Origin of the sequence: Bacteroides bouchesdurhonensis, from assembly GCF_900155865.1 — a bacterium.
In the GTDB taxonomy this organism is placed as follows: Bacteria; Bacteroidota; Bacteroidia; order Bacteroidales; family Bacteroidaceae; genus Bacteroides; species Bacteroides bouchesdurhonensis.
Map to the genome: position 1 here is coordinate 3,028,003 of NZ_LT707006.1, position 13,029 is coordinate 3,041,031.

The 13,029-nt window shown below is 40.4% G+C and carries 9 protein-coding genes and 3 pseudogenes; all 12 read right to left on the bottom strand.

Translation table 11 applies throughout. From position 1 onward, the window contains the following. Position 1 precedes the first annotated feature (1 nt). Positions 2-1,312, bottom strand: coding sequence for a phosphoenolpyruvate mutase (gene aepX, locus CZ225_RS12740; protein WP_077154353.1), 1,311 nt, complete (start codon positions 1,310-1,312; stop codon positions 2-4). 22 nt (positions 1,313-1,334) lie between these two features. Further along, positions 1,335-2,470, bottom strand: a pseudogene (locus CZ225_RS12745) (dTDP-glucose 4,6-dehydratase). An 11-nt stretch (positions 2,471-2,481) separates the two neighbouring features. Then, positions 2,482-3,366, bottom strand: coding sequence for a dTDP-4-dehydrorhamnose reductase (gene rfbD / locus CZ225_RS12750; protein ID WP_077154354.1), 885 nt, complete (start codon positions 3,364-3,366; stop codon positions 2,482-2,484). 27 nt (positions 3,367-3,393) lie between these two features. Beyond that, positions 3,394-3,975 (bottom strand): dTDP-4-dehydrorhamnose 3,5-epimerase, encoded by a 582-nt coding sequence (rfbC, locus tag CZ225_RS12755; protein WP_077154355.1) that lies wholly within the window; start codon positions 3,973-3,975, stop codon positions 3,394-3,396. A 4-nt stretch (positions 3,976-3,979) separates the two neighbouring features. Next, positions 3,980-4,800: pseudogene (locus CZ225_RS12760) on the bottom strand (sugar nucleotidyltransferase). After that, a complete protein-coding gene (locus CZ225_RS12765; RefSeq protein WP_077154356.1) occupies positions 4,775-5,824 on the bottom strand; it encodes a polysaccharide biosynthesis protein in 1,050 nt (349 codons plus the stop codon). Before CZ225_RS12765 ends, CZ225_RS12760 begins: the two are co-directional and overlap by 26 nt. A gap of 260 nt (positions 5,825-6,084) precedes the next feature. Next, positions 6,085-6,183: pseudogene (locus CZ225_RS24880) on the bottom strand (four helix bundle protein); the annotation flags it as partial. 213 nt (positions 6,184-6,396) lie between these two features. Next, positions 6,397-8,340, bottom strand: coding sequence for a polysaccharide biosynthesis protein (locus CZ225_RS12775; RefSeq protein ID WP_077154357.1), 1,944 nt, complete (start codon positions 8,338-8,340; stop codon positions 6,397-6,399). A gap of 30 nt (positions 8,341-8,370) precedes the next feature. Continuing rightward, complete coding sequence (locus CZ225_RS12780) at positions 8,371-9,501, bottom strand: chain-length determining protein (RefSeq protein ID WP_077154358.1); 1,131 nt, start codon at positions 9,499-9,501, stop codon at positions 8,371-8,373. A 12-nt stretch (positions 9,502-9,513) separates the two neighbouring features. Next, the gene (locus CZ225_RS12785; protein ID WP_077154359.1) at positions 9,514-11,928 is read right to left on the bottom strand and encodes an SLBB domain-containing protein; all 2,415 of its coding nucleotides are present in this window, start codon (positions 11,926-11,928) and stop codon (positions 9,514-9,516) included. Positions 11,929-11,947: 19 nt separating this feature from the next. Further along, positions 11,948-12,316 carry a UpxZ family transcription anti-terminator antagonist gene (locus tag CZ225_RS12790; RefSeq protein ID WP_077154360.1) on the bottom strand — a complete coding sequence of 123 codons (369 nt, stop codon included), beginning with the start codon at positions 12,314-12,316 and terminating at the stop codon, positions 11,948-11,950. An 11-nt stretch (positions 12,317-12,327) separates the two neighbouring features. Continuing rightward, positions 12,328-12,909 carry a UpxY family transcription antiterminator gene (locus tag CZ225_RS12795; RefSeq protein ID WP_077154361.1) on the bottom strand — a complete coding sequence of 194 codons (582 nt, stop codon included), beginning with the start codon at positions 12,907-12,909 and terminating at the stop codon, positions 12,328-12,330. Positions 12,910-13,029 lie beyond the last annotated feature (120 nt).

Sequence of the window (13,029 nt, forward strand, 5' to 3'; positions counted from 1 at the left end):
CTTAAGACTTTTTGGTACCAGGAATAAGAGTCAGAATCTGCTTGATAGGCATGCAGTACTCATCTGAAGCCTCGAGTGAGCGGCTAGTACGGAGGATTGTTTCAGCGCACTTAACCATTGCAGGATAAGCAGCACGAAGCATATGATTAGCATAGATAACAACATTGATACCCCATGTAGCAAGTTCTTCTTCAGTGAACTGATTGTATGTAGTAGGAACTACAACGATTGGAGTATAATCATCTTTCTCGCGGAAACGAGTACAGAATTCCTTAATATCTTGACCATCCTTATTCTTAGAGTGGATCATAATTCCATCAGTACCTGCCTCTACATAAGCATAACAACGCTCAAGAGCATCATCAACACTCTTACCAGCAATCAAAGACTCACAACGAGAGATGATCATGAAGTCACGAGTAATCTGAGCAGCTTTACCAGCACGAATTTTTGTCTGGAAGCCTTCGATTGTATCCTGTGTCTGAACAGCGTCAGTACCGAAAAGAGAGTTCTGCTTCAAGCCAACTTTATCCTCAATGATAATAGCGGAAATACCCAAACGCTCGAGTGTACGAACAGTAAAGCCAAAGTGTTCAACCTTACCACCTGTATCGCCATCATAGATAATAGGCTTTGTAGTAACCTCAATAGTATCATTCAAATCGTGAAGACGAGTTGTCAAGTCAACAGCTTCAATATCAGGTTTACCTTTGCTGGTGGAGTCTGTCAAAGAAGATGACCACATTCCATCAAACTCACGTTTTTGCCCGTTAACCTCAACCATAGTATGTTCAGCAATCAAACCTGTAAGACCACAATGAGACTCAAGAATGCGTACAATAGGTTTTGCCTCAATTAATCTGCGAAGTGAAGACAAGCGCATTTGAGGAGTTACACCTAGGGCATTGATTTCTTCCTTAATACCAGATGCAGTAACATTCTTAGTGTAAGGAATTTCAATTACCTCACCACCAAGTTTCTCCATAGTTTTATAAACCTCATCACGAAGGAATTTATCAGGACCTTCCTTCCAGTCATCACCATGAATTATGTACTTTGGTTTATACTCGAGGAGATTAGGAATATAGCTCCAATCGTCTTGGGGTACAACCTTAGCTACATTCTTAATATTTTCAACAACTGACTTACGTTGCTCCCATGTTAAGTAAGGGAGTCTGCGATGATTTGCAATCGCCTTATCAGTAAACAAACCAATCATCACTTCGCCATATTCAGCAGCCTTGTTGATGATGTTAATGTAACCAGGGTGCATGATATCACCAATCATGCCAAGATAAACGGTCTTTGCCATATTGTTATTTTTTTTATATTCTTTAGTGTGTATTATACATTAAATTATAATATTTTGATAGTTACCAGAGGTAATATTATCCATCCACTCCTGATTATCAAGATACCACTTCACTGTCTTTTCAATACCTTCCTCAAATTGCAGACTTGGCTCCCACCCAAAATCCTTCTGGAGCTTCGAAGAGTCGATAGCATATCTCAAGTCGTGTCCTGCACGATCAGTGACATACGTGATCAGATCCATATCCTCACCTTCCTTGCGACCGAGCAAGCGATCCACCGTCTTGATCACCACCTTGATGATATCGATATTCTTCCACTCATTGAAACCACCGATATTATAATTATCCGCAATCTTACCCTCGTGGAAAATCACATCTATCGCACGCGCATGATCCTCAACATACAGCCAGTCGCGCACATTCTCACCCTTACCATACACAGGCAATGGCTTGCGATGACGGATATTATTGATGAACAGCGGAATCAACTTCTCAGGGAACTGATAAGGACCATAATTATTAGAGCAGTTGGTCACGATAGTAGGCAAACCATAAGTATCATGGAAAGCACGCACAAAGTGATCACTGCTAGCCTTACTAGCCGAATATGGCGAATGAGGCATATACTTCAAGTCCTCAGTAAAGAACTTCTCGCCATAAGCCAAGTGATGCTCACCAGAAGACGCCTTAGTTGTGAAAGGGGGCTCGATACCCTCGGGATGAGTCATCTCTAGCGCGCCATACACCTCATCGGTAGAGATATGATAGAAGCGTTTATCCTCATACTTCTCTGACAAAGACTCCCAATACAACTTTGCTGCCTGAAGCAAGCTCAGTGTTCCCATTACGTTTGTGCGAGCAAATGTAAATGGATCCTTAATGCTTCTATCCACATGACTCTCTGCTGCTAAATGAATGATACCATCAATCTTCTCATCCTGCATTAGCTTATAGAATGCATCGAAGTCGCAGATATCCATCTTCACGAACTTATAATTAGGCTTATCCTCAATATCCTTGAGGTTCGCCAAATTACCCGCATACGTCAACTTATCTAAGTTGATGATATTATACTCAGGATACTTATTCACAAAAAAGCGAACAACGTGTGAGCCAATGAATCCAGCTCCTCCGGTTATGACTATGTTTCTTTTCATATCGAGCTTCTTTACTTTTTTAAATTTGCAATACACTTCTCAAGGCTATCTACCCAATAAGGCACCTTCACGCCAAATGTATCCTTGATAGAGTGCTTATCCAATACGGAATAAGCAGGACGTGTAACAGGACTTGGATATTCAGAACTATAGCATGGCTGAATATCACAAACTGTATTACCTGCAATCTTGGCAATCATCTGAGTGAAGTCATACCACGAGCATACTCCCTCATTAGAGAAATGAAATACACCAACCTGAGGTTTCTCAAGGATAGTTATAATAGCATTAGCCAAATCCAATGCGTATGTAGGAGTTCCACATTGATCAAAAACAACCTTTAAGGCAGGCTTTGTAGCAGTAAGATTCAACATAGTCTTGCAGAAGTTCTTGCCAAACTCAGAATACAACCAAGCTGTACGGATAATAACGTGCTTGCAACCAGTGGTAATGATCTTCTCCTCACCATGGAGTTTTGTCTCACCATAAACACCTGTTGGTGTTCCCTTCTTTTCAGGACCACAAGGTGTATTGTATGGTTCTTTGCCAAATACATAGTCAGTTGAAACCTGGATCAACCATCCATCTACCTCCTTCATTACCTTTGCCAGGTTCTCTGGAGCATCAGCATTCAACTTCTCTGCCAATGCAGCAAGTTTCTCGTCTGTTTCACAAGCATCAACATTTGTCCATGCTGCACAATTGACAATAGCATTTACGTTATTGTCCTTCACCATCTTGCGGATGGCATCAATATCTGTAATATCAAGATAGTTGGTCTCTAGACCTTCAACCTGATTCACGTCTGTGAAAATATAATTATCGCTTGTGTTCTTAGACACAATGCGCATTTCATTTCCTAATTGGCCGTTGGCACCTGTAACAAGGATATTCATATTGTAAGAGTTTAATTGTTTAAAAACTTACTTGAACTCTGGATAGAGGTCAACGTCAATAGAGAATGGAGAATCAAAGTCCTTCAAAAGAGCATGCTTTGTGTCCTTATCTGAAAGAAGAGCTTTATCAGCATCTATTTTCCAATCAATGCCAAGGCTATTATCAACGATTGAGATACCGCCATCAGCCTCTGGAGCATAGAAGTTATCACACTTATACTGGAATACTGCTGTTTCAGAAAGAACTGCAAAACCATGGGCAAAGCCTCTAGGAACGAAGAACTGACGATGATTATCCCCTGTCAATTCTACTGCCACATGCTGACCGTATGTAGGCGAACCCTTACGAATATCAACCGCAACATCAAGAACAGCACCTTTCACGCAACGTACCAGTTTACTCTGAGTAAAAGGAGGACGCTGGAAATGCAAACCACGCATTACACCATAAGAACTCATGCTCTCATTATCCTGTACACAATTAATCTTGCGAACCTTTTCCTCAAATTCACGCTGAGAAAAAGACTCAAAGAAATAGCCACGAGCATCCTTGAATACTCTTGGCTCTATGATCACAACGCCATCAATGGCGGTCTTGATTACTTCCATTATCTTATTCTAAATTTACTTTTCCTGTTTCTTTAATCTCATCAATCACCTTGAGCAAATATTGCTCATACTGATTCTTAAGCATAGGCTGTGCCAGCTCACGCATACGCTCCTCACTGATCCATCCCTGTCAATATGCGATACCCTCCAGACAGCCTACCTTCAAACCCTGACGCTTCTCAAGTACCTCGATATAAGTAGAAGCTTCAGAAAGGCTATCATGAGTTCCTGTATCAATGTTTGTACTCTGAGTACTCCATCTTTAAAGAATTGCTGATTTACTGTGGTGATTTCATATTCACCACGAGCTGAAGGCTTGATATTCTTAGCAACTTCAACAACCTTATTTGGATAGAAATACAATCCTACCACAGCATAATTGCTTTTTGGTTGCTGTGGCTTCTCTTATATCGAAAGGCAATTGCCGTCTTTATCAAATTCAGCAACTCCATAACGCTCAGGATCATTCACACAATAGCCAAAGCCTGTTGCCTTCTTATCCTCGTTAGCAGTACATACAGCTTCTTTCAGCATGCTCATAAATCCGGCACCAATCGTAAATGCTTGTGCAAGACCATCTGGCGAAGGCTGTTCAGCATAAGTGAAGTTCACTCCATAATCACTACCATTCCCCAACAAACGCTTAAAACCAGGAAGGTCATAAGGAGTTGAAATAATCAAAATATTACGGATGCCTGCAAGCATCCACACACTGATAGGATAATAAACCATTGGTTTATCATAAATCGGCATCAACTGTTTACTAATACCTTTCGTAATTGGATATTTAGCCAGATAACTATTGTACGAAATTCCCTTCTCCAGTCAATTCTTTTTGTATATATTCAAGTGCAGCTATCTTCTCTTTTGTTTCTTCAACATTGAGAATACGTGTATTGTTTGAGTTAAACTCTGTGAGCTTATTGCGCTCTACTTCGCCCTCCTTGAAAAACTTATCATAATTCAAGCCGCGGTTATCTGCAGGAACACGATAGAAGTTACCCATATCTTCTGCTTTAGCACATTCCTCATTGGTAAGTAATGTCTCATACATCTTCTCACCATGACGGATACCAATGACCTTGATATTTTCCTTTTTGCCACCGAAGAGTTCACAAACTGCTTCTGCCTGTGTGCCTATAGTACATGCTGGTGCCTTCTGAACGAGAATATCACCATTCTGGCCATTTTCAAATGCGAAAAGAACAAGGTCAACTGCCTCCTCCAAAGACATAATGAATCGTGTCATTGAAGGCTCAGTCAATGTGATAGGATTACCATTACGGATCTGGTCAATCCACAAAGGAATAACAGAACCACGAGAGCACATCACGTTACCATAACGTGTGCAGCAGATCTTGGTATCACCAGAATAGCGACTCTTTGCAACAGCAATTTTTTCCTCAATAGCCTTGGTAATACCCATAGCATTGATTGGGTATGCAGCCTTATCCGTAGAAAGACAGATAACTGCACCAACCTTAGCCTCAATAGCTGCTGTAAGTACATTATCAGTACCAATGACATTAGTCTTTACTGCTTCCATAGGGAAGAACTCGCATGAAGGCACCTGCTTCAATGCTGCTGCATGGAAGATATAATCAACACCAGGCATAGCATTGCGACAAGACTGCAGATTGCGTACATCACCAATAAAAAACTTGATTTTATGAGCTACATCAGCATACCTAACCTGATACTCATGACGCATATCATCTTGCTTCTTCTCATCACGAGAGAATATACGTATTTCACCGATGTCTGTGCGAAGGAAACGATTAAGTACTGCATTACCGAATGAACCTGTACCTCCTGTAATCATCAGGGTCTTGTCTTTGAATATACTCATAGTCTTATATGAATTATAATTTTTACTAATTGATCACTTACGTGGTATCGAACCACATACTCACAGAGTATTACCTGGAATAAATGAGAGGAACTGGTTATTGATTATTGGTTATTGATCCAATTTAGTTATTTATTATTGACCTTTTGCTTCATCTTTTTTAGGATTACGGTCAATAGTTTGCCAATGCGGGAGCAGTCGTGCTCGAGAGACTCATACATGCGGTCATTAATATATCCATTATCATGAAGTAATGATAATCAGTATTGTGTTTCGTCTTGCTCTTTTTGAGCTATAGATAACTTCGAAATAAAGTCTGCATCGCTTTGTGCGTGCTGACCTTCTCTGATATTAGCTCCAACACTACTACTTTACAAAAGCAATGTTATTAATTGTATATCAACTGATTATACCACTCACTTACATAATCTCCACAACATACTGATAGTTTGCCAACAGCTGTTTAGTATCCTTGGGAAGGCAGTAACCGTCATAACCGAATGACAGGATTGTTGTAGTGAATCCGCAACGGAAACAAAACCTATGCCATTGATGATATCTTATATATCTTTTTATTTGTTAGATAAAAAGTCCTCCTTATCTAAGACTTCAAACCTTGAATTCCTAGAGATAAATTCCGGCACGATCTTTTTCATCAAAGCAACCGTATCCATGATCTCCACATTACGAGCAAGATTCTCAAATGCAGCATAAGCTTCCAATACATCATCATACTCATAACGACGAACCTTAGCTATTTTAATCTTTTTATTGGTAGTAGGAAGAGTATTCTCTTCAGTACTCAGTAATTCTTCATACAATTTTTCTCCTGGTCGCAAACCTGTAAACTCGATCTTGATATCTTCATCCAAACGATAACCTGCCAGTTCAATCATGCGAGTGGCCAGATCTACAATCCTAACAGGCTCACCCATCTCAAAGACAAAGATCTCATTTCCCTCTCCCATCATGCCTGCCTCCATTACCAGACGGCAAGCTTCAGGAATAGTCATAAAATAACGAATAATATCAGGATGAGTTACCGTAACTGGTCCTCCATTCTCGATCTGTTCCTTGAAACGGGGAATTACTGAACCATTACTACCCAAAACATTGCCAAAACGAGTAGTGATAAACTTAGTCTTACCTTTTACTTTTCCTTCCTTGATAGCAGTTCCCAAACTTTGAACATAAATTTCAGCCAAGCGTTTAGAAGCTCCCATCACATTGGTCGGATTAACAGCTTTATCTGTAGAAACCATGATCATCTTCTCTGCCTCATATTCCACTGCCATTTCAGCAACCTGACGGGAGCCGATCACATTGACATAAACGGCCTCACAGGGATTCTCCTCCATCAAGGGAACATGCTTATAAGCGGCTGCATGAAAAATGATCTGCGGATGGTACTGCTCGAAAACCATACGTATGCGTTGTTTGACACGGACATCACCAATAACAGGAACAAAATCGATATTCGGATATTTTTTCTCAAACTCCAAACGGACATTATGAAGAGGAGTTTCAGCAGAATCAAACAAGATCAATTTACGAACTCCTATCTGGGCTAACTGCCGACACAACTCACTACCGATACTTCCGGCAGCTCCTGTTACCAAGATTGTCTTATTACGATATTCGGAAGCAATCTCCTGCATATTGATTTTGATTTCTTCGCGTCCCAACAGGTCTTCTATCCGAATAGGACGGACAAATTGATGGAAAAGACCGTCTACATCAGCTTCACTGATTGATGGAGCTATCAGAGTCTTTACGCCACTACTTTTACAATATTCAAGTAGGCGGTTTTCTTCTTCTTTGATGGATTCATTACGAGCAAACAAAATGCCCTGAATATGATGTTTTTTTATCAGGAGATCGAAACTCTCCTTATCGCTGAAAGAATAAACCCGAGAGTCTACAAGTATTCGGCGGCTATGATCAGGACTATAGATACAGAAGCCGGCTATTTTATAATGGGAACTATTACGCAAACGGGTCTTAAGAGCGACACTCTTATCGTCGGTTCCATAAATTAGAATCTTGGTATCCGTTTTACGGACAATGCCGATCAAGGATTCATAGGTGACAATGACTAATACGCGCAGACCGATCAGAGTGATCAAGGTAAGCATTCCGTCAGAGATGACAAATACCAGATTCTGACCACCGAATAGTTTATCTTGCTTAAAAAAGAAGAATACAAAAATAGCCATGCAAGCTGTTTTAAAAAGAACACTGCAGGTGATGCGCCATAAGTCCTTTATCTCGGAATAGCGAATCGTGTTGCGAAAGGTATTGAATATCAGGTCTCCCACTACACTTGACAGTAAAGCGACAGCAATTACCTGAATCAATTGAATAGTATTCCACTCTATACTCGTAATATAGTGAATACCGACAAAAGTAAACAATGTGCAAAAGCTGGCAATGACCGTATCTACCCCCAAAATGAGCCAGCAACTAAAAAAATTCCGACTTGTATACTGAAGGAATTTTTCCAATGATTTCTTCATAATTATATATCTATAGATTCCCCTTAAACTCTAGATCAGTTCCTGTTTTAACTTGACTAAAATATCTTTCACCCATAGTTTCCAAACTGCTGTGACAGCTACAGCCAGGAATACAAAAAGTATTACATACGTTTTCTTTCCCGTGCCGGAAGACTGTTGCGGAACGACGGCAGGTTCGACAATCGCAAACACAGGCTTCTCTTCCTGAACTTTTGCCCGGGCTACCTGTAACTGGGTTGCCACCTGACTGTAGACCTGATAGGCCAAACTCATATCATTTTGCAAACGTTCCTGTTCCGCACGAACACTTTGAAGGATCAGATTGTCATGGGTATCCACATAGGTTGCATATTTCTTTTGAGCAGTATAATACTCATCCTGACGTTCCTTGAACAACTTTTCTAAATAAATACAGTCTTCTTTTGCTTTGGAAGTACGATAACCTGTTATGCATTCCTGCAATTTATGAACCACTGAATCTGCAACAACTGCGGCAACCTTGGGGTCCTGCAAAGTCACGGAAACATTGGTAATAGCAGTCTTCTTATCTACAGTAGCCGATATCTTTTTCTTTAAAGCATCTATTTTTTCTTTTTCTTCTTTGGTTAAAGAGATTGTTCCGGATTTCATTCTATCAGCAGTATTCTCTTCATTGTCATCAGTAAAGAATGATTTCACACCACCTATTACCATACCGGGCATACCCAAAATATAGTTCCACCAGGGAGAGGACTGGGTATCCAGATAAGATATCAAAGTTATATTCTCATCTTTATTTACAGCAGGAACGTTGATCTCAAAAAGTTCCAATAAAAAGGGAGTAGAAGACACGATATCAGATGAAAGAGAGGCATTCAATGCATCAGAACCATCACCGACTGTTGCTCCACTGCCTAAAAAAGAGGCGGCAAGACCGGCAAGGCCATTGTTGCCTTTTGAATTTCCCATTTCCGGAGAAAGGGTTACCTGAACTGTATATTGTTTCGGAATACTCAAAGCTACAATAATACCAATAATCAATCCTATTCCCGCAGCTTTATACAAAGTCTTACGGATAGTTATTAGTTTGCGTAAGATATCCATCAGATCAATCTCCATCTCATCAGTCTTCGAATCGTTGGATACAGATGGAAGGTCTTTTGCTAGTTTCTGTTCTGTCATGATAGATATCCGTTATTTTTTTATCAAATTAGCAATAGAAGCGATCATCATGCCCAAAGAGCTGAAGGAAGTGGCATAACCCAGTATTTCGCCAACATTAGTACGTTTCTTCGATTTACTCGGAACTATGATCTCACAACCCGGCTCGATCTGTTTCTTGCCGTTACCTTTTACCCTACTCACTTGTCCGTTCATGTAAACGATAAACTTCTTACTCTTCTTAGCATTATCAGAATAACCTCCGGACTGGTTCAGATAGTAATTTATGTCTTTACCTTCCAAATAAGAAACCGTATTTGGAACCATCACAGCACCGTTGATAGTGACTGTATTCGTATTCTTTGGAATTGAAATGACGTCTCCTTCACGCAAAACAATATTGGAACTGCTTTTAGGATCACGAAGGGCTCTCTCCAAGTCAATACCTACAGTAAAGGTATCCTCAACATCTATTCCCAAAGAATCCATCATCTCCTCTCCTAACTGGCGACGCATCAGACGGATAACGTCACCCATACGTTTCTTTTCATCGGCATTGGCTACACGAGTCAGTTTTGCGCCACGCAGATAAGCATAGTTTGTAGCACCGCCGGCCTTATTCACCAAATCAGAGAGACGTTCTTCACGACTCGTCAAGGCATAAGTTCCATCAAAGAGGATTTCTCCTTCAATACCGACGTTCTGTTGTGCCTGGTAACCGGGGCTTCTACGAACATAGACTTCATCATAGGGCTGAAGAACAAAACCGGGCTGACCGTCGATGACAAAACCGTCTTTCAATGAAAAAGAGAACATCTGACCAATCGTATCATTGTCGGTTGTACTCCGGGGATTCTTGATTCTCCGAGATATATCCACACGAACCGTAGAAGCTGCTTCACGTAAACCGCCTGCCTGAATGATCAAATCCTCCAAAGTCATGTTATCAGCATAAGGATAAGAAGCAGGTTTTGTAACTTCACCATGGACTGTGATATTTCCCCGATCTTCCAAATCATGGATACTAGGGATATAAAGGATATCATTTTTTACCAAAGCGATATTGGGAGATGTACCGTCCATGATAGATTTTATATCCACTGAAAGTACTTCTGTTGTTAAATCTTCACGCTGACGGTAAAGAACAGCACGGTTCAAGAAGGCATCACCCGTCAAGCCCTGAGCTTCATTTACTAATTCACGTATTGTATTGAGTTGACCGCTTAATTGATAAATTCCAGGACGATAGACGGCACCGCGAACCTCTAATTTATTGGTAAAGCGATTCAGAATGGCTTCAGCAGTGACAACATCACCATTACGCATCTGATAAACACTATAATCGATATCTCTCACTGTATTGACCTCATACTCTTGACCGTTCTGACGGACTACGCGCAAAGAACGGGTATAGGCATCGGCATCAAAACCACCGGCATACTTTATTAAAGTAGCAAGATTCTCGTCTTTCTTCATTTCGAAACGCATCGGACGTTTTACTTTACCACTGATCTTCACCAAAACATCATAAGCGGGAACGATAACAACATCTCCTTCTTGCAAACGAATATCATCCTGACTATTGCCTTTCATGATGAAATCATATACGTCAATGGTAGCAATATTCTTTCCGTTACGTACTAATTGAACGTTACGTAAACTTCCGATATCACTCACACCACCGGCACGGTAAAGTGCATGAAATACGGTAGAGAAAGAGGAAAGAGCATAAGTTCCCGGTTGAATGACTTCACCCATCACATTGATCTGAATGGTACGGATATTACCCAAAGTAAGGCGAATGTCTGAACTAGGGTCAGTGTCGCTATTCAAACCATTATAAATCTTGTTCAGTGACTTTTTGAGATAGTCATTACCCTCGGATACTGTCAAGCCACTAAGATAAACGGGACCTATCTTTTGAATATTTATAGTTCCATCGGGAGAAATCTGTTGGCGGATGGTATTCTGACTGGCACCCCAGATATCAATAATCACTTCATCACCCGGACCGAGACGATAATTGGAAGGAGTTGCCAGATTGACACTGGGCTCGAAAGTAAGATTCTTGGTGTTGAATATATTCCGACCGAATACCTGATCTTCACGGACTAAATCCTCAGCAGTTGGCTGATCTTCCAACATGTCGGAAGTATTTTCTTTCATCTCCTCACGCAGACGAGACTCATTGACCTCTGTACCTGTTGTATTTGTAGTGCTTACATTATTCTGTTTTTCATACAACTCTTTTACACGCATTGCCTGTTCTTTAGTTACTCCTTTACGAGCTAATTCTGAGGCTAGTTGTTTTTGTTCTTTTCCTTGTTTGATACCGTCTTTTACATACTCAAGTACTTGCTGGTCACTCATGGTTTGAGCCATGACTAGGGTAGTACTTCCTAGCATCAAAACAAATAAAAATACGCTAAATAGTTTTTGTATCTTCATCTATTAAAATTGAATTTTATCAATTGATTTTATTTGATTCTTTTATCTCGTTATAAATCGTAAATAGCTGTTCTTTGATGGGGGAAGAAGTTAGTGAATCGAAAAGGCTCCGGGAACGATTTAGAATTTCCTGTTTTTTGAATTCGTCATCCGGATTAGCATAGATAGATACACTATATCCCATTAGAATAGCCAAACATAAAGCAGCTTCCTGCTCTACTGTTTTGCCTCGCAAAGGATACAGTTTATTAATCTGTTTGTGGATACTTTGATTCAGTTGAGAAAGGTCGTCGGCATAGATATAGCCATTTCCTGTTGCACTTTGTAGAAATGTGTGCACTGTTTGTTGCAAAGCGTCTATCTGACTCTGCAAATCTGAAATTTTCATATTCCCCACAATTATAATTTTTCCCCTATACGTTCGACATAACCTATTGGCATATCAACACTAGCACAACCTAGCATATCAAGTCGAACAGCGATTTTAGTTTTGCCATTTAAAGTCACCAGCTCACCTTCCAGCCCCCTTAATGGTCCTTTTATGACACGAATAGTTTCTCCCGGTTGCAATGGAGTATCACTCATATTGACTGCTTCCTCTGAGTAGTCTAACATGAATTTGAATCTCTCCATTTGTGCATCGGGTACAATAGCCGGAGTGCTCTCACCATGTAGCACCATATAACGGCTGATTGCCGATAACATGAGAACCTCTTTCTGTTCCCGTGCATCGACATGTACAAATATTTTCATTGGAATTACCACGTGATCGATCTTCTTGCGACGGTCACTCCAGAAATGAGTCTGCTTCTGAATTGGGAGGTAATTTTCAATCCCCATTTTCGTCAAACGCTCACTCGTTTTTTTCTCGTGGTAGATGCGGACATGGGCTATTAACCAACGTTTAGGCAAGGCTACGCCGTTACCTGTCACATGTGCAGGTAAACCCTCGGTTCTTGTATCCTTTAACCTCAGAATCATCTCTTTTTACTAAAAGTTATTCTGTTACTTCATAGGTAACGGAATAAATTTCCCGCAAAGATAGATATAAAACATATACCAAACAACGATAATCATTATCTTTTTTAAACTTTTTGTTCA